Raw genomic sequence first — 17658 nt, 5'->3', positions numbered from 1 at the left:
GGAAGGGTCCGCGCTTGCCCGACCACCTTGTGTGGCGGGCCTGGTCCTCACCCGGGGCACCCCACCGCGGTAGGAGGGTTGCCGGCCAGCAAGCCGGGGCTTGACGCTGGCACTCATGACCTTCGTTTCGACAGAGTAGCCGATAGTGGCCGTTCCGCGCGACCGTCTGCCCGCTCAAATGTGCTGCACACCACAGTCCAGGGCGACTGGACAGACCGGGCTCAGTGGCCCTGTTCGCCCCGCCAGCGTGCGAATTTGCCTGCTCGGTCGACGGCCCGGATCCGCCGCTCGGTCGCGGCTCTGGCCTGCCTGGTGGCCACGATGAGGATGTGGTCGTGGGTTTGCAGACGAGTGGTCGGCTCCGGGGTGAAGGCCGATCCGTTGCGTGTGACGAGGCTGACAGTCGCGCCTGGCGGGAGGCGTAGTTCGGTCAGGTAGATGCCGTGCAGCCGGGAGCCCTGCGGGATCTTCACCTGGATCAGCTCGGCTCCCAGCTCGTCCAGGGGCGCCGCGTCGACCTCCATCTCGGTCGACTTGGCGCCCTTGGCCAGGCCGAGCACCCTGGTCAGCAACGGCAGCGTGCTGCCCTGGACCAGGGTCAGCACGATCACCAGCACGAACACCGCGTCGACCAGTGACCGGGCGCCGGGCACGCCTTCACTGAGCGGGATCATCGCCAGCACGATCGGGACCGCGCCCCGCAGACCGGCCCACGACAAGAACACCTGTTCTCGCCAGGGCAGGCGGAACGGCAACGCGGACAGCAGAACCGACAGCGGGCGGGCCAGCAGGAGCAGGACAGCCGCAGCCACCAGGCCGGGAACGATGGCGTCGAGCAGCCGGGCCGGTGAGGAGAACAGGCCGAGCAACACGAACAGGCCGATCTGGGACAGCCAGCCGAGTCCTTCGGCAAACGAGAGCGTGTCCGCACGGTGTGGAAGCTCGGAATTGCCCAGTACCAGGCCGGCCACGTAGGTCGCCAGCAGTCCGGAGGCATGTGCGAGCTGGCCGGTGGAGAAAGCCGCGACGCACACGGCGACCGTCGCGAGCGGGTACAGACCCGTGGCCGGCAACGCGATACGTCGCAATGCGATCGCGCCCAGCCAACCGAAGAGCAGGCCGATCAGGGCGCCCGCCGCGAGCTCGTAGACCGCGAGCAGCGGGACCGTCCAATCGATCACGGTCGAGGTCGAGAGCAGGACGACGGCTATGTACGAGGGCGCGTCGTTGATCCCCGACTCGAGTTCGAGCGAACCGACGATCCGTTTGCTGACACCCAGGCTGCGCAGGACGCTGAACACTGCGGCGGCGTCGGTCGAGGCGAGCACGGCGCCCCAGAGCGCGGCCTGTTTCCAGTCCAGGCCAAGGATGTAGTGCAAACCGGTCGCAGTCACACCGATACTGACCGCTTCGGCCAAAGTGGACAGTGTGATGCCGATACCCAGGGATGGTCGGACGTCTGTCCAGCGAGTGGTCAGGCCGCCCTCGGTAAGAATCAGCACAAGTGCGGCAAGGCCGAGCGCTTTGGTCAGTTGGGCGTCGTCGAAGTGGATGCCAATGCCCGACTCGCCGATCGCGACCCCGATGGCCAGGTACAGCAACAGCGAAGGAAGGCCGAGCCGAACCGACACCCGGACCGCGAGCACGGCCACGAGCACCACGGCAGCCCCGATCCCCAGGGCAAGGGTCAGCCCGTCCACGCGGGCATTGTCGCATCTGTCCTAAGTGCTCTCGGCAAGCAGCATGTTGAGCCGTTCGGCCGCATCTGCCGGTGCGGGCGACAGCTCGATCACCTTGTCGCGGCCCCGATCACCTGCCACAACGGACACATCCCCTTTGCGGACACCAAAAGCCTTCGCCAGAACCGCCCTCAGCCGCTCGTTCGCCTTCCCTTCCACCGCGGGCGCCGCCACCGCGACTATGAGAGCGTTTTCACCCCACCGGCCACCCACCCGATCCTTTCGTGCCCCAGGCTTCACGCGCACACCGAACCGAAATCCCACACCGCATTATCAGCCACCGGACCCGGTCCCGCGCACCATCACCGCAGGCCGCGAACTGGAAAGGCACACAAGAACAAGAGATTCCCGATGAGCTGGACATGGCACGGCCCGGCTCTGGTGACGAGCCGGGCCGCGAGCGGGGATCAGGACAGGGCTGTTTCGATGATCTTCCGGATCTGGGCGACTATGTCGGTGCGGTTCTGTTCGAAGGTGGGGTCTGTCACCAGGGTTGTGTTGTCGGGCGCGAACAGGAGGACCGGGGTGTGGATGTGGCCGCCGGGGGTGGTGAGTTTCAGCGCGTCACGCAACAGGGTTGTGCGGTAGGCGATCTCGTTGGAGAGGTAGCTTCCGCCACCGCCTGCCCGGGCTACTGAGCCTGGAGTCGGGCCTGTCGGGGAGACGACCGGGGTGGTGGTACCTGCGGGGATCTCGGTCACCGATGTGTTGTCGAAGACCGGGAAACGGCCTGATGGGGCTGCGACGATCTTCGCGTAGGGCAAGGTCGTCGGTACGAATTCCGGCTGGGGTGTCACGGTCGGGATGCCCGAAGGGATGGGGATTGCGCTGGCGCGGTTCTCGTTGTCGTTGTCCGGGCCGGTGTGCCAGCGGCCGTTGTAGCGTTCGATGTCGATGCGGCCGACACGGCCCTGGCTGACGGTGGCGAACATGTCGAGTTCGGGCATCGCGCTCAGGAACGTGCGCTCGACTGTGCCGGCCTCGAACGGGCTCCACAGCACCGGGAACATCGCGGTCCGGATCATGGCGGGGCCGGTTGGCGTGCGGAGAATGACACCGTCCAGGGCCAAGGCGTTGGCGCCCGACGGGTTGCTACGCCGGATGTCGCCATCCAACTGGAATGGGTCGAAGCCGCTGACCAGTACCTTGCGCAGGCCACGCCCTGGCGGGAAGGTCACCGCGTCCTGACCGCGGGAACCGGCCTCCAGCGAATTGATCAACGCGGTCCGGGTTCCGGCCGTCAGATTGAACGACGGCCGCCATTGCCGGAGGGCCTTGGTCAGCTGCAGACGAGCCCAGTACAGCGGCCGGTCGTCCGCGCGGGCCAGGTCACCACCAGCGGGGCCACGGCCCTGAACACGGTCCACGGCAGCGCGCCACAGGTTGGCGCCTTCCGTCCGGACCAGCAGTTCGGCTGCATGCTTGGACCGTACGGCGCACAGCAGACGTTCGAAACGAGGGCTGAACCGGTCGAAACCGCTGCGGCGCAGTAACTCCTGTGGCACCGCCAAGTCGATGCGGCGCTCTGACACGGTCACCGCCACAGTGCGGTCGAAACAGTCGGTGCCATCGGTCTGCGCGACCGCGAGCGGTGCCGAAGCGATCAGCGAACCGATGACAATTCCGCAGGTCAACGCCCTACGAAGGACAATTTTCACAAACTCCTCCTCGCGCTCGTCCATATGCAACCAGGACGAGCGCGTGCATCACATGCGCCGAAAGTTCTGGAACGACCGTAGTGTCAGAGGCCGCCGAGGAAGGCCGCGGCCACATTCACGGCCAGACTGGACGTCTTGCCATCCACGACCAGCACGGCGAACGCCACATCCCCGCGGTAGCCGACAAACCAGCCGTGCGCGTTGTCGCCCTGGTTCTCGGTTTCCGCCGTACCGGTCTTCCCTGAGGCGTTGAACTTCGTGAGAGCTGTGGCGGTACCGGACGTGACGACCTCACGCATCATGGTCTGCAGCTGACCGAGGACAGCTGCAGAAGGCGCGTTGTAGCCAGCGACGACCTGGGTTTTCGCGTCGCCCCGCAGCTGCGGGGTGATGGGTCTCTTGGCGGCGACGGTCGCCGCGACGACGGCCATTCCCAACGGCGAGGCCTTGATGTTGCCCTGGCCGATGCTGTCCTCGACGCGCTGCACGATGCTGCCTGCGGGCTCGACCTTGCCGAGTTCGGTGGAGATCCCGGGAATCGAGTAGTCCGCGTTCAATCCGAACTGGTCGGCTGCTTTCTTCAGGTCGTCGGGCTGGAGATTGCCGGCGATCTCACCGAAGGTCGTGTTGCAGGACCTGGCGAACGCGGTCCGGAGTTTCACCGCGCCGAGGTCGAAACCGGCGTTCTTCAGCGTGCGGCCGCCGACCGTCACCTGGCCGGGACACTGGACGCCGGAGTCGAGTGACATGCCCTGCTGGATCGCCGCCGTGGCTGTGATGATCTTGAAGGCGGAGCCCGGCGGGTACAGGCCGTTCAGGGCATTCGACGCGGAGCCGGCCGCGCCATTGTGCGCCACGGCAAGGATGCCGCCGGTCGACGGCTTGATCGCGACGATCATGGTCTCCTGCGTGGCCTTGGCGACGGCGTTCTGCGCGGCGACGGAGACCTTCGCATTGACCGTCGACTTGATCGGCTCGGTCGACGCCGGCGTGGCGGCCGTCCCGAAGAGCGGCTGTCCTACTTCCTTGCCTGCCCCGTCGATGATCGAGATGTGCCGGGTGTCGGTATCGCCCGGCCCACCGCCGCCACCGCTCACCAGGGCCTTGAGCAGCAACGGGGAGATTTTCGGATCGGTGGGCTCAGCCGTCGCGCCCTGCCAGACCATGATCGGGTTGCCGTCCTCGCCGAGCACCGCGGGCTTGCCGGTCTGGCCGACCACCTGGCCGAGCACGGCGATGCTCTGCCCCTCCGCGAGCTGGGGGTGGATCACTGTGGGAGCCCACTTCACGACCCATTTGTCGCCGGTGCGGACCAGGTCCATCGAGCTTTTCCACTCGTTGGCGCTCGATACCGTGATGGTGACCCTGACCGGGACCTTGACCGCCCCGCCATCCGACTGCGCGCCGGTCGTGCCGTCCCGGGTGAACTTCATGGTGCCCGCGGGCACGTTCTTGGCAAGTGCGGCGATCGCCGTCTCCGCGGCTGCCGGGTTGTCGGTCATCGCCGCTGCCTGGGCCGCACTGCCCGCTGACAGGGCCTGCAGGAAGCTGTCGACCACCTGGACCGGTGACGGGCCCGCCGTGGGCTTCGGCGCGGCTGAGGTGGCACTGACCGGTTTGTTCTCCCCCTCCGGCCATAACAAAAGGACCCCGGCGAGGGTGGTCACCACCACCGCCAGGGCCCCGATGATCAGCACGATCCGTCTGTTCTTCGTGTTCACGACGACAACCCCCTGGTGTGAACCATTCCCGCCCGAGGCGAGAATGCCAGAGAGCCGCCGCCGTCGACTACATCCGCGTGACGAACACCCGAACTGTTACACCGTCGCCCACTGTGCCTTCGACCGCGTCATTGCCTGCCGGGCCATAGGAAACGGACTCCGCCAACGTTTCGGACGCGACAAACGACTCATGCGCCCGGGCCGAGGTTTCAACCTCACCGGAGACCTCAAGTACCAATGAGATCCGGTCGGCGACGTCGAGACCGGCCGTACGGCGAGCCTGCTGGACAACACGGACCAAATCGCGCACAAGCCCTTCGGCGGCCAGTTCCGGCGTCACGTCGGTGTCCAGCACGACAAGGCCCGAACCGCCGGGCAGCGGGGCCGCCACACCGTGGTCACCAGTGACCAGGCGCCGCTCGTACTCGCCTTCCTGCAGCTCGATCCCGGCGGCCACGACCGCACCCGATCCGGACGTGGACCAGTCGCCTGCCTTCACGGCCTTGATCACCGTCTGGACGTCCTTGCCCAGCCGGGGACCGGCCGCCCTGGCGTTCACCACGAGCTCGAAATGTCCGTGTGCGGCGACATCCCGAGTCAGCTCGACCTGCTTGACGTTGACCTCGTCGGCAAGCAGGGCAGTGAACGCCTCCAGCACCGGTGCGTCCTCAGAAGCGATCACCAAGCGCGCCAACGGAAGCCGCACGCGCAGCTTGTTGGTCTTGCGCAAGGACAACGCGGCCGAAGCCACCTGACGCACCCGGTCCATCCCGGCGACCAGCTCGTCATCGGCCGGCAGCAGGTCCGCCGAGGGCCAGTCCGCCATGTGCACGGAACGGCCACCGGTCAGCCCACGCCACACCGACTCCGCGGTCAACGGCAGCAACGGCGCGGCCAGCCGGCTCACGACCTCCAGCACGGTGTGCAAGGTGTCGATGGCGTCCTTGTCCCCGGCCCAGAACCGGTCCCGCGACCGCCGCACGTACCAGTTGGTCAGCACCTCCAGGTACTCCCGGACCGAGGCACACGCACCGGAGATGTCGTACGTCTCCAGCGAATCCCGCATCGTCGCGGCCAGATCGTGAGTCTTGGCAAGGATGTAGCGGTCCAGGACGTGCTGACTGTCGACGCGCCACTGCCCCTCGACGCCTTCCGCGTTGGCGTACAACGCAAGGAAGTAGTACGAGTTCCACAGCGGCAGCACCGCCTGCCGGACCGCGTCACGGATCCCGCGCTCGGTGACGATCAGGTTGCCACCACGCAAGATCGGCGACGCCATCAGGAACCAGCGCATCGCGTCCGAGCCGTCCCGCTCGAACACCTCGTTGACGTCCGGGTAGTTGCGCAGCGACTTGGACATCTTCTGCCCGTCGTCACCGAGCACTATCCCGTGCGCCATGCAGTTACGGAAGGCCGGCCGGTCGAACAGCGCCGTCGCCAGCACGTGCAGCGTGTAGAACCAGCCACGTGTCTGGCCGTTGTACTCGACGATGAAGTCGCCCGGGTAGTGGTCCTCGAACCAGTCGCTGTTCTCGAACGGGTAGTGCACCTGGGCGAACGGCATCGAACCGGACTCGAACCAGCAGTCCAGCACCTCGGGTACCCGGCGCATCATCGACTTGCCGGTCGGGTCGTCCGGGTTCAGCCGCACCAGCTCGTCGATCGCCGGCCGGTGCAGATCCGTCGGCCGCACACCGAAGTCACGCTCGAGGTCGTCCAGCGAGCCGTACACGTCCACGCGCGGGTACGCCGGGTCGTCCGACCGCCACACCGGGATCGGCGAGCCCCAGTACCGGTTGCGGGAGATGCCCCAGTCGATCGCGTTGGCGAGCCACTTGCCGAACTGGCCATCCCGCACGTGCCCCGGGAACCAGTTGATCTCCTGGTTGAGCTCGACCATGCGGTCGCGGAACTGCGTCACCGCGACGAACCACGACGACACCGCCCGCTGCATGAGCGGGTTGTCGCACCGCCAGCAGTGCGGGTACGGGTGATCGTAGGTCTCGTGCCGCAGCAGCAGGCCCGCTTCCTTGAGGTCGCGGATGATCACCTTGTTGGCGTCGAAGATGTGCATGCCCGCGTAGGGCGCGACTTCCTCGGTGAACTCGCCGTGCGGGTTGACCGGGCCGATGACCGTGATGCCCGCCTTGTCGGTGACGACCTTGTCTTCCTCACCGTAGGCGGGTGCGATGTGGACGATGCCCGTACCGTCATCGGTCGTGACGTAGTCCGCAGCCAGAACCTGGTGTGCGTTCGCCTGCTGGCCCTCGAAGAACGGGAACGGCGGCTTGTAGCGGCGGCCGACGAGCTCACTTCCCTTGTACCGCGCGACGATCCGCTCGACAGCGTCCTCGCCGAGTTCCCGCGAGTACGCCGCGACGCGTGCCTCGGCGAGCAGGAACTTGCGGCCCTCGTGCTCGACGGTCACATAGTCGACGTCCGGGTTCACGGCCGCGGCCATGTTGCTCGGCAGCGTCCACGGCGTCGTGGTCCAGACGAGCGCCTCTTCGCCGGTGTCCATCCGCAGGCTGACCGTGATGGCCGGGTCCTGCCGGTCGCGGTAGACCTCGTCCATTTTGGTCTCGGTGTTGGACAGCGGCGTCTCGCAACGCCAGCAGTACCACATCACCTTGAAGCCCTCGTAGATCAAGCCCTTGTCCCACAAGGACTTGAACGCCCACATGACGCTTTCCATGTAGTCGAGGTCAAGCGTCTTGTAGTCGTTGTCGAAGTCGACCCAGCGGGCCTGGCGGGTGACGTAGTCGCGCCACTCGGAGGTGAAGCGCAGCACCGACTTGCGGCAGGCATCGTTGAAGGCGGCCACACCGTAGGACTCGATGTCGGCCTTGGTCTTGAAGCCCAGTTCCTTCTCGGCGGTCACCTCGGCGGGCATGCCGTGGGTGTCCCAGCCGAACCGGCGCTCGACGTGCTTGCCCCGCATCGTCTGGAAGCGCGGCACGACGTCCTTGACGTATCCGGTCAGCAGGTGGCCGTAGTGCGGCAGGCCGTTGGCGAACGGCGGGCCGTCGTAGAAGACGTACTCGTTCGAGCCGTTGTCGCCGGCCGGCCGGGCCTCGACCGAGGCCTGGAAGGTCCGGTCGATCTCCCAGTACTGGAGTACCTCGGCCTCGAGCTTGGGAAAGGACGGCTGCGCGGGCACGGTCGCCTCGCCGCCGTGGGTGGCCTTGGGGTACGGCATCGCCGGGTACACCTCTCGCGTTCGTCAACCCAGACGTGGGGACGACAACGCCAGGATTGCCTGACGCGACCGCGGTACCACCCCGCTTGCCCTCGCGCGAGGGCCTCTCATTGACGGCTGTGACGGGCCTACCCGTCCGGTTCTACTGAGACCCCGCGTCTGTGGGACGCGGCGCCCGTTCTTCCGGAGGCTCCCCGGTGATGGCCGGATCTACGCCGTTGGTTCGCTGCCTGTGATCTTTATTGCCCTGATGCTCTCTAGGGTACAAAGCCCGGCAAACGGGTTATGAGCGAGCCCGCCGCCGGGCCGCGAGAGTCGAGTCGGGCGCGCACAGGGCGCACGGCGTGAAGCCCAGGTCCCGGGCCTCGGACACGGGCAATCCCATCGTCGGCCGGTTGTTGAGCCAGGCACACGTCACCAGGTGGTAGCGCGGCCGCTCGTCGATCACGACCACCTCGTCGGACAGCTCGCTGACAGTGAGCACGTCCGTCGCGTCGGTGTTCTCCTCGCCAGGTTCGGTGTCCATGTCGATCACGGGCTCTTGAACCGCGGTGACCGGCTCGTGGATCGCCGTGATCGGCTCAGGTGGTTCGACGGGAAGCGCGAAGGAGCCGGTGCTCGTTCCGAACGGTGGCTCACCCAGCTTCGGCTCGTCGAAGTCCCTGAACGACTCCTCGAACGGATCCGGGAACGCGTCCCCAGAGTCGTGTTGCCGCTCCTGGTGCCCGTGCTGTCCTTGCGCAGTCACAGCCTGCTGTTGCGCGGTCACATCCGTCTCGGGCGGCAGTGGAGCTGCTTCGAACGACGACGGCTCAAAGGACGACTGCTCACGCTCCCGGACGCCCGGCCCGGACGCCCGGTCGGCCGCGGGTTCCTCCCGCGACCGACGACGACGCCTGTTCCGAATCCAGTCGAGCACCAGCAGGCCGGCCGCGACCACGCTGATCAGCACCGAGATCCATGCCCACAGCGTGTTGGCCGTGGTCAGCGCCGCGATCAGCAAGCCGAGCGACGCCACCACGAGCAACAGGATCAGATAAAGCATCTTCGTTACGTCTGCTGACTAGCCGCGGGGCTCAGCCGGCTTCGGCCGCACGCGGCCCGAACGAGTAACCCTGCTGGCTGGCCGACCGGCTGCCCTCCGACGACGGCGGTGCCGCCGGAGCCCGGTCCTCCAGTTCCTGAAGCGAGGACTGCAGCAGGGTCTTCAGACGCGTCCGGTACTCGCGCTCGAAGGTCCGCAGCGTGTTCAGCTTCTTCTCGAGGGTGGAGCGTTCCTGCTGGGCCGAGCCGATCAGCTCGGTGTGCTTGCGCTGGGCGTCCCGCTCCAGCGCCGTGGCCTTCTCCCTGGCCTGCCGCTCAAGCGTGTCGGCCCTGGTACGGGCGTCGTTCAGCATGGTCTCGGCCCGCGTACGGGACTCGTTGATCATGGTGTCGGACTTCGCACGTGCCTCGGAGAGCAGCTGCTCGGCCTTGGTCCGCGCCTCGGCCAGCATCCCGTCGGACTCGGCCTTCGCCTCGCCGGTCAGCCGGTCGGCCATCTCCTGGGCAAGCCCCAGCACCTTGGCCGCCTGGACGTGGTGGTCTCCGCCACCGGCGCCCGGGTTGGTCTGCTCCATCGCGCTCGGCGGCGGAACGGGTGTCAGACGCCGCGACGGCGGCGCCTCGTCAACGACACGGGTGGGCGGGCCGGAGGAGAGGTTCGCCCTGGCGTCATCCAGATCCGCACGCGACGACTCCAGCTGGGCATCCAGCTGCTCGACCTGCGCGCGCAGATCGTTGTTCTCCTCGATCAGCCGGGCGAGTTCACCCTCGACCAGATCAAGGAAAGCGTCCACCTCGTCCTCGTTGTAGCCCCGCTTCCCAATAGGAGGCTTGCTGAACGCGACGTTATGCACGTCAGCGGGGGTCAACGACATCAGATCACCTCACGCACTCACGGCCTGCGGGCACCAGGGTTCCCCGTCACCCCGGATACACCAGTCGCATCCCGATGAACACGACCAGCAGCAGCACCATAATCGATAAGTCCAGTCCTACGCCTCCGATCCGAACCATCGGTATCAACCGACGGAACAGACGGACCGGAGGGTCGGTCACTGTGTAGATGGTCTCCAGCGCAACCGCAACCCCACCCGCCGGATGCCACTCGCGAGCGAACGCGCGGACGAGTTCGACGATGACACGAGCGGTGAGCAGCAGCCAGAACGCGAACAGCACGTACCAAGCAGCGAGAAGCACTGGTTCCACGCTACAACTCTGCCATTGGTCAGCCCCTGCTGGCGAACCCGCCCTCGGCGAGCCGGCGCCGGTCCTCGGCACTGACGTCGACGTTGGGCGGTGAGATCAAGAACACTTTGTTGGTGACCTTGTCCATCGCGCCTCGCATGGCGAAGGCGAGGCCCGCCGCGAAGTCGACCAGACGCCGGGCGTCCGAGTCGTCCATCTCGGTCAGGTTCATGATCACCGGAGTGCCCTCGCGGTAGTGCTCACCAATGGTGCGAGCCTCGATGTAGCTGGTCGGATGCAGTGTGATGATCCGTCCGAGCGGGGTGGCGGCCGGTGCGGACTCCGGCACGGGACGCAGGCGCCCGGCCGGCTCACGGTGCGGTTCCACCGCGAGCGCGCCGCGCGTCGGCGGCGTGTCCCCAGCCCATGCCGGCCGGCCCCTGCCCCGGTCGGATGGCTGGTAGTCCTGCTCCTCCGCGTCCTCGCGGAAGCCGGAACGACGCCGGCGACCGGCACGATCCGGATACGGAGAGTAGTCATCCTCGAGGTATTCCGAGCGGTAGCCGTCAGAGCGGTACGACGAGTAACGGTCGTCCTCGCCCTCGTACTCCTCGTCTTCCGCCGGGACCATCCCGAAGTAGGCCTTCAGCTTCTGCAGCGCGCTCATGCCTGTGTGCCTCTCCTCCGCGATCCCCGACACGTCATGCGGATTGCCCAATCCAAGTCTGTCCAAAACCGCCAGGGACCGGGCCGTGAATCGCACTCAGGGTGAGGTTAACGGCCGCTCCCCTAGCAGAGCGGTTCCGACACGCACGCAGGTGGATCCATGCGCGATGGCGGACTCCAGATCGGAGCTCATTCCAGCGGACATCTCGGTCACTCCGGGATGATCGTTACGGGTCTGTTCGAACACCTTTGCCAGCAGGTCAAAGGCTTGATCCGGAGTCCAGTCAAGCGGAGCGACGGCCATCAGGCCACGGAATTTCAGTTCACTCTTGTGGGCTACCCCATCTGCCAGGGCCGCGACGTCGGCGACCGGGCACCCGCCGCGGGCCGGATCGCCGTCCAGTGAGACCTGGATGAGGACCTCGAGTGGCGAGTTTCGGTCACCCGCTGTCAGCGCCGCGTCGACCGCCCGGGCGAGCGCGTCGACCAACCGGGAAGAGTCCACGGCTTGGGCCACGGCGGCCCACCGGGCCACCGAACGGGCCTTGTTGCGCTGGATCTGGCCGACCATGTGCCACCGCACATCGACGCCAGGCAGCAGTTCACCGACGGCCCGGGACTTCGGTCCGGCTTCCTGATCACGGTTTTCAGCCAGTTCGGTCAGCCCCAGCTCAGCCAGCAGCGCGGCGTCCGAAGCCGGGAAACGCTTGGTCACCGGAAGCAGCCGGACCTCGCTCACAGGCCGGTTGACCTGGGCACATGCCCGTTCGATACGATCTTGAACAGCCCGCACCGCGGCCGCCAGCTGATCACGGCGCCCGCTCATGCCGGATCGACCCATGTCAGGGCGGCCAATCGCCCAGTGGTCCCTTCCCTGCGGTGACTGAACAGCGAACGGTCCTCCACTGTGCATCGGGGATCGATCCCGACCTTGCCGACACCGATCGCGGCGAGCTGTTCCCAGAGCCCGGCCCGAAGATCAAGCCCGGGTGTTCCCGACCGGGTCCGGCTCGCACTGCCCGGTAGGTGTTTCTCTACATCAGCCTGCATGTCGGCAGGGACTTCGTAGCACTGGCCGCACACGGATGGGCCGAGGAGCACCTCGATCCGATTCATGCGTGCCCCTGCATCCTTCATCGCCGAGAGGGCCGCAGGCAATACACCGACCCGAGCTCCGACGCGCCCCGCATGGACGGCACCGACAACACCGGCCTCAGGATCGGCGAGCAACACCGGGACGCAGTCCGCGACGAGCACCGCGACCGCGATGCCCGGCTCGGTCGTGACCAAGGCGTCAGTCGCTTCGGCGGGCATGGAGCGCGGGCCGTCGACGGTCGTCACGGTCCGGCCGTGCACCTGCTCCATCCAGACGACGTGGTCCTCGGGCAGTTTCAGGTCACGCGCGAGCCGCCTGCGGTTGGCGGCCACGGCCTCGGGGTCGTCCCCGACGTGATCACCGAGGTTGAACGAGTCGTACGGCTTGGCGGAAACCCCGCCGGCCCGCGTTGTGACCACACGCCTGATCCGCAAAGTCCTACTCCCAAAAGACTCGTGAGTGGCCGGCCCTGGTTCCGGGCCGGCCACTCACGAGGATATTCAGATCAGCGGCGCATGAACGGCGGCACGTCGACCTCGTCGTCCGGGTCGTCGGTCACCGGGACCGCACGGCCGGGCAGGTGGCCTGGCCTGGCGTTCTCCAAACCGGTGGCGCGCTGGCCGGGCAGGTTCGGGTTGGCCGGCCGCTCCGACCGCGGAGCCGCGTACTGCGTCGGCGGCTGCTGGATGGTCGACGGCGGCGTGTACTGGGTCGTCGGCTGGACCGGTGGGGGCGGCGGCTGCACCGGCGGCGGGGGCGGCTGGATCGCCGGCGTCACAGGCTGCGCCGTCGGCGTGGCCGGAGCCGCGGGACGCGTGACCTCACCGGCCTGGGCGGTCGCGGTGGTGCTCGGCGTGCGGGAGCCGACGACGGTCGGGTCCAGCTTCTTGTGCGTCGGCGTGCCACCGTCGAAGCCCGCTGCGATCACGGTCACACGGACCTCGTCGCCGAGTGAGTCGTCGATCACCGTTCCGAAGATGATGTTGGCTTCCGGGTGCGCGGACTCCTGGACCAGCGACGCGGACTCGTTGATCTCGAACAGGCCGAGGTCCGAGCCACCGGCGATGGCCAGCAGGACACCGTGTGCGCCGTCCATCGAGGCTTCCAGCAGCGGCGAGTTGATCGCCTTCTGCGCCGCGGTGACCGCACGGCCCTCACCACGGGCCGAGCCGATGCCCATCAGCGCGCTGCCCGCGCCGGACATGACGCTCTTCACGTCGGCGAAGTCCAGGTTGATCAGACCGGGCGTGGTGATCAGGTCGGTGATGCCCTGGACACCGGACAGCAGCACCTCATCCGCCGAGCGGAAGGCGTCCATCAGGCTCACGCCCACGTCGCCGAGCTGCAGCAGCCGGTCGTTCGGGATCACGATCAGGGTGTCGCACTCGTTGCGCAGCTCGGTGATGCCCTCTTCGGCCTGCCGCGCACGGCGCTTGCCCTCGAAGGAGAACGGCCGGGTCACGACACCGATCGTCAGCGCGCCGAGCTTGCGCGCGACCGACGCGACGACAGGCGCGCCACCGGTTCCGGTGCCACCGCCCTCGCCCGCGGTCACGAACACCATGTCGGCGCCCTTGAGGACCTCTTCGATCTCTTCGCGGTGGTCCTCCGCGGCCTTGTGGCCGACCTCGGGATTGGCACCGGCACCCAGGCCGCGAGTCAGCTCGCGGCCGATGTCGAGCTTGACGTCGGCGTCCGACATCAGCAGGGCCTGCGCGTCGGTGTTCACCGCGATGAACTCGACGCCTTTCAGGCCGACCTCGATCATCCGGTTGACAGCGTTGACCCCGCCGCCGCCGATACCGACGACCTTGATCACCGCCAGGTAGTTGTGCGGGGGCGTCATCGGTTCCGCCTTCCTCCAGTCATAGGTTCACACGTGGATACGCCGTCTGCGTCCGGCGGCCACGCAAACCCTCAACCTCAACCAGAGATTCAGAGTCATGTCAACCCCGTACGTCCTCATGCTGGACGGTAGGGACGGAACGTGCTTCGGTCCAGCAGCCACGCCGTGTGTGACGAAAGCCGATGCCCGACGATCACTCGCCCGAACCAAATTATCCCGGTTTCCCGTCGTGCGCACGGCGAGTCTCGTTATCCGGACACAGTCGGCAGATCCGGGGCGGCGACGTCGAAGACCTTGCCCGGCCGGGTCAGGATCGCGGCCAGAACCAGCGCCTTGCGCCCCGAGTCGGCCGCGTTGCCCCACTTCACCAGCCGGCCGTCGTTGAGTTTGAGCTGCACGTCGCCCGGTGTCTTGGCGGCCAGCGTGACCACGCGTTCACGCAGCTGCGGCGGGATCTTGCCAAGCACGTCGACCACGGCCCGGGTGGCCGGGTCCTCCGGCGCGATCCTGGCCACCTCTATCGAGGGCAGGCCAGGTGGCGCCTGCGGCACGACCGCGTAGTCCCGGCCGGTGCCGTCCACCATGTGAGCGCCTTCCGGGCTCAGCGCGTACGCGACCGGATTGCGCTCGGCCACCGTGATCTCCACGGTGCCCGGCAATGACCGGTTGACCTCGACATGCGCGACCCTGGGCAGCGTCGCCACCCGGGCAGCGATCTCGTCGGTGTCCAGGCGGAGCAATGGCTTGCCCATCTCCACGGCCGCGACCTTGCGCACCTCGTCGGGGGTCAGGCCTTGTGCGCCATGGACTTCCACATCGCTGGCCCCGAGTACGGGGGTGAACAGCACCACGTACACCAGCCCGACGATGCCCAGGAACACCAGCAGCACCGTCCACCGGCGCATCAACGCGCGGCGCCGCGTGGGCCTCAGCAGTTCACGCTTTTCCCTGCGCTCGCGAGCCGCCGCGCCCGCACTGCTGGCGGGGCGGCGGCTTTCCGGGCGCGTGGGACTCGTCATTTACGGTCCAGCGCCGCAATCAGCTCAGGACCGAGCGACGTGACGTCACCCGCACCCATCGTCAGCACCAGATCTCCGTCGTTGACGAGCGAAGCGACCAGATCCGGGACCTTGTCGAACGCGGGCTCGTAGTGCACGTGCTCCTTCTCCAGCGGCACGGCATCGGCGATCAGCGCGCCGGAGACGCCTGGCTCCGGGGCTTCACGCGCGCCGAACACGTCCAGCACCACGACCTCGTCAGCCAACGCGAGCGCCTCGGCGAACTCCTTGGCGAACATGCGAGTCCGCGAGTAGAGGTGCGGCTGGAACACGACGAGCACGCGGCCACCCGCAGCAGCGGGCCGTACGGCGTGCAACTGCGCGGCGACCTCCGTCGGGTGGTGGGCGTAGTCGTCGTACACGCGAACGCCGTGCGAACGGCCCTTGAACTCGAACCGCCGCCGGACACCGCCGAACGCGGCAATGCCTTCCAGCAAGCCTTCCAGCGGCGCACCCAGCTCCAGCCCGGCCAGCAACGCGGCCAGGCCGTTGGCCGCCATGTGCTCACCAGGCACCGCGATGCCGACTTCGATCTCCTTGTCCTCCAAGGAGATCACCGCACGACCGGCACCGTCGACCGGATCGTACGACAGCAACTTGGCCGCGTCGTTGCCTTCCGCGTTCCGGCCGTAGCGCCGCACGCGGATGCCGCGGGCCTCGGCCCGTACCGCGAGCGCGGCGGCGCCCGGATCGTCGGCGCACACGATCAGCACGCCGTCCGGGTTCAGCCGATCCACAAAGGACTCGAAGACCGCCGCGTACGCCTCCGGAGTGCCGTGGTGGTCAAGGTGATCGGCCTCGACGTTGGTCACCACGGCGACCGACGGCGTGAACACCAGGAACGAGCCGTCGCTCTCGTCCGCCTCGGCGACGAAGATCCCGCCCGTCCCCTGGTGCGCGTTCGCGCCGGATTCGTTGAGGTCGCCGCCGATCGCGAACGACGGGTCCAGCCGGCAGTGTTGCAACGCGACAGTCAGCATCGACGTGGTCGACGTTTTGCCGTGTGTACCAGCGATGCAGGCCACCCGGTGGCCGACCATCAAGCCAGCCAACGCCTCCGAGCGGTGCAGCACCGTGATGCCGCGCCGCCGCGCCTCGGCCAGCTCCGGATTGGACTCCTTGATCGCGGTGGACACCACCACCGCGGTCGGCCCGTCCGCCAGCAGATCGAGATTCTTCGCGTCCTGGCCGACGGCGATCATCGCGCCCTGCGCCCGCAGCGCAAGGAAGGTACGCGACTCCTTGGCGTCCGAACCGGACACCTGCAGACCGCGGGCCAGCAGGATCCTGGCGATCCCGCTCATCCCGGCACCACCGACACCGACGAGGTGCGCCCGTCGCAGGACCGGAGGCGTTTGCGTGGTCGTGCTCGTCACTTGCCCACCACATCCAGCACCATGCGCGCGAGCACGTCGGCCGCGGCGCGATGCCCGGTTCCCTGTGCGGCGGCGCCCATCGCGCTCAGCCGTCGCGGATTCGTCAGCAGCGGCAGCAGAGTCTCCTTGATCTTCGCCGGGGTCAGCTCGTCATCGTTGATCATCAGCGCACCGCCCGCGGTGACCACGGGACGGCCGTTGAGCGCCTGCTCGCCATTGCCGTGCGGCAACGGCACGAACACCGCAGGCAGGCCTACGGCGGACACCTCGGCCACAGTCATCGCGCCGGAACGGCACAACACCGCGTCGGCCGCCGCGTACGCGAGGTCCATCCGCTCCAGGTACGGCACCGGCACATACGCGGGCGCACCCGGGACCTGCTGCACGGCGAGAGTGTTCTTCGGGCCGTGCGCATGCAGCACACCGACGCCTGCCGCGGCGAAGTCACTTGCCAGCGGCGCGACCGCGTTGTTGATCGACTGCGCACCCTGCGAGCCACCGAATACCAGCAGCGTCGGCGCATACGGGTGCAGGCCGAAGAACTGACGCGCCTCGTCCCGAAGGGCCTGACGGTCCAGCTCCGTGATCGACGCCCGCAACGGGATCCCGATCACCTCGGCGTTCGACAGGCCCGAGTCCGGCACCGCCGCGGCGACCTTCACGGCGTAACGGGCGCCGACCTTGTTGGCCAGCCCGGCACGCGCGTTCGCCTCGTGCACCACGATCGGCGTACGGCCTCGCGCAGCCAGGTACGCAGGCAGCGCGACATAGCCGCCGAACCCGACGACCACATCCGCGCCGACCTTGTCCAGCACCGCCCGGGTCTGCTTGATCGCGTTGCGCACGTTCAGCGGCAGTTTGAGCAGGTCCATCGTGGGTTTGCGGGGCATCGGCACCGGCGGGATCATCTCCAGCGGGTAGCCCCGCGCCGGCACGATCTTGCCCTCGAGGCCACGCTGCGTACCCAGAGCCACCACGCGGGCGTCGGGCCGGGCACGCATCACCGCGTCAGCCAACGCGAGTGCCGGTTCGATGTGCCCGGCCGTGCCCCCACCGGCCACCACGACACA

The 17658-nt window shown here is 67.7% G+C and carries 15 protein-coding genes and 1 riboswitch; all 15 genes read right to left on the bottom strand.

Features of this window, described 5'->3' with window-relative positions:
• Positions 1 to 5: 5 nt before the first annotated feature.
• Positions 6 to 121: riboswitch (SAM riboswitch) on the bottom strand.
• Between the two features lie 100 nt (positions 122 to 221).
• The 15 genes from JOF56_RS21930 to murG all read right to left on the bottom strand — a co-directional run bounded on the left by JOF56_RS21930 (position 222) and on the right by murG (position 17652).
• Positions 222 to 1700: a potassium/proton antiporter gene (locus tag JOF56_RS21930; RefSeq protein WP_209641061.1), complete on the bottom strand. Its 1479-nt coding sequence runs from the start codon at positions 1698 to 1700 to the stop codon at positions 222 to 224.
• A 21-nt stretch (positions 1701 to 1721) separates the two neighbouring features.
• On the bottom strand, positions 1722 to 2003 hold the full coding sequence (locus JOF56_RS21925; RefSeq protein WP_209641059.1) for a DUF167 domain-containing protein: 282 nt from the start codon (positions 2001 to 2003) through the stop codon (positions 1722 to 1724).
• Between the two features lie 143 nt (positions 2004 to 2146).
• The gene (locus JOF56_RS21920; protein ID WP_209641057.1) at positions 2147 to 3397 is read right to left on the bottom strand and encodes a pyroglutamyl-peptidase I; all 1251 of its coding nucleotides are present in this window, start codon (positions 3395 to 3397) and stop codon (positions 2147 to 2149) included.
• Between the two features lie 83 nt (positions 3398 to 3480).
• Positions 3481 to 5118 carry a penicillin-binding transpeptidase domain-containing protein gene (locus JOF56_RS21915; RefSeq protein WP_209641055.1) on the bottom strand — a complete coding sequence of 546 codons (1638 nt, stop codon included), beginning with the start codon at positions 5116 to 5118 and terminating at the stop codon, positions 3481 to 3483.
• 67 nt (positions 5119 to 5185) lie between these two features.
• The gene (gene ileS, locus JOF56_RS21910; protein WP_209641053.1) at positions 5186 to 8317 is read right to left on the bottom strand and encodes an isoleucine--tRNA ligase; all 3132 of its coding nucleotides are present in this window, start codon (positions 8315 to 8317) and stop codon (positions 5186 to 5188) included.
• Between the two features lie 283 nt (positions 8318 to 8600).
• Positions 8601 to 9362, bottom strand: coding sequence for a hypothetical protein (locus JOF56_RS21905; protein WP_209641051.1), 762 nt, complete (start codon positions 9360 to 9362; stop codon positions 8601 to 8603).
• A gap of 31 nt (positions 9363 to 9393) precedes the next feature.
• Positions 9394 to 10236, bottom strand: a complete 843-nt coding sequence (gene wag31 / locus JOF56_RS21900; RefSeq protein WP_209641049.1) for a DivIVA-like cell division protein Wag31 — start codon at positions 10234 to 10236, stop codon at positions 9394 to 9396.
• Between the two features lie 46 nt (positions 10237 to 10282).
• Positions 10283 to 10558, bottom strand: a complete 276-nt coding sequence (locus JOF56_RS21895; RefSeq protein ID WP_209648404.1) for a YggT family protein — start codon at positions 10556 to 10558, stop codon at positions 10283 to 10285.
• A 28-nt stretch (positions 10559 to 10586) separates the two neighbouring features.
• The gene (locus JOF56_RS21890) at positions 10587 to 11213 is read right to left on the bottom strand and encodes a cell division protein SepF (RefSeq protein ID WP_209641047.1); all 627 of its coding nucleotides are present in this window, start codon (positions 11211 to 11213) and stop codon (positions 10587 to 10589) included.
• Positions 11214 to 11309: 96 nt separating this feature from the next.
• The gene (locus JOF56_RS21885) at positions 11310 to 12038 is read right to left on the bottom strand and encodes a YggS family pyridoxal phosphate-dependent enzyme (RefSeq protein WP_209641044.1); all 729 of its coding nucleotides are present in this window, start codon (positions 12036 to 12038) and stop codon (positions 11310 to 11312) included.
• Positions 12035 to 12742: a peptidoglycan editing factor PgeF gene (gene pgeF / locus JOF56_RS21880; protein WP_209641042.1), complete on the bottom strand. Its 708-nt coding sequence runs from the start codon at positions 12740 to 12742 to the stop codon at positions 12035 to 12037. Before pgeF ends, JOF56_RS21885 begins: the two co-directional genes overlap by 4 nt.
• A 71-nt stretch (positions 12743 to 12813) precedes the next feature.
• The gene (ftsZ, locus tag JOF56_RS21875) at positions 12814 to 14154 is read right to left on the bottom strand and encodes a cell division protein FtsZ (RefSeq protein ID WP_209641040.1); all 1341 of its coding nucleotides are present in this window, start codon (positions 14152 to 14154) and stop codon (positions 12814 to 12816) included.
• 248 nt (positions 14155 to 14402) lie between these two features.
• Complete coding sequence (locus JOF56_RS21870; RefSeq protein ID WP_209641038.1) at positions 14403 to 15173, bottom strand: cell division protein FtsQ/DivIB; 771 nt, start codon at positions 15171 to 15173, stop codon at positions 14403 to 14405.
• The gene (gene murC / locus JOF56_RS21865) at positions 15170 to 16516 is read right to left on the bottom strand and encodes a UDP-N-acetylmuramate--L-alanine ligase (RefSeq protein WP_245379875.1); all 1347 of its coding nucleotides are present in this window, start codon (positions 16514 to 16516) and stop codon (positions 15170 to 15172) included. The genes JOF56_RS21870 and murC overlap by 4 nt, the downstream gene beginning before the upstream one ends.
• Positions 16517 to 16584: 68 nt before the next feature.
• Entirely contained in the window at positions 16585 to 17652 is a 1068-nt protein-coding gene (murG, locus tag JOF56_RS21860) for an undecaprenyldiphospho-muramoylpentapeptide beta-N-acetylglucosaminyltransferase (RefSeq protein ID WP_372448069.1), read from the bottom strand.
• Positions 17653 to 17658: the final 6 nt, after the last annotated feature.

The sequence above is a fragment of the Kibdelosporangium banguiense genome, assembly GCF_017876405.1.
In the GTDB taxonomy this organism is placed as follows: domain Bacteria; phylum Actinomycetota; class Actinomycetes; order Mycobacteriales; family Pseudonocardiaceae; genus Kibdelosporangium; species Kibdelosporangium banguiense.
The sequence above is the reverse complement of the archived record's forward strand: the minus strand, read 5'-3'. Positions and strand labels throughout refer to the sequence as shown.

Excerpts from the sequence above, each read along its gene's own strand:
- ileS (WP_209641053.1), bottom strand. The coding sequence starts at position 8,317 with ATGCCGTACCCCAAGGCCACCCACGGCGGCGAGGCGACCGTGCCCGCG.
- JOF56_RS21905 (WP_209641051.1), bottom strand. The coding sequence starts at position 9,362 with ATGCTTTATCTGATCCTGTTGCTCGTGGTGGCGTCGCTCGGCTTGCTG.
- wag31 (WP_209641049.1), bottom strand. The coding sequence starts at position 10,236 with ATGTCGTTGACCCCCGCTGACGTGCATAACGTCGCGTTCAGCAAGCCT.
- JOF56_RS21890 (WP_209641047.1), bottom strand. The coding sequence starts at position 11,213 with ATGAGCGCGCTGCAGAAGCTGAAGGCCTACTTCGGGATGGTCCCGGCG.
- JOF56_RS21885 (WP_209641044.1), bottom strand. The coding sequence starts at position 12,038 with ATGAGCGGGCGCCGTGATCAGCTGGCGGCCGCGGTGCGGGCTGTTCAA.
- ftsZ (WP_209641040.1), bottom strand. The coding sequence starts at position 14,154 with ATGACGCCCCCGCACAACTACCTGGCGGTGATCAAGGTCGTCGGTATC.
- JOF56_RS21870 (WP_209641038.1), bottom strand. The coding sequence starts at position 15,173 with ATGACGAGTCCCACGCGCCCGGAAAGCCGCCGCCCCGCCAGCAGTGCG.
- murC (WP_245379875.1), bottom strand. The coding sequence starts at position 16,516 with ATGAGCGGGATCGCCAGGATCCTGCTGGCCCGCGGTCTGCAGGTGTCC.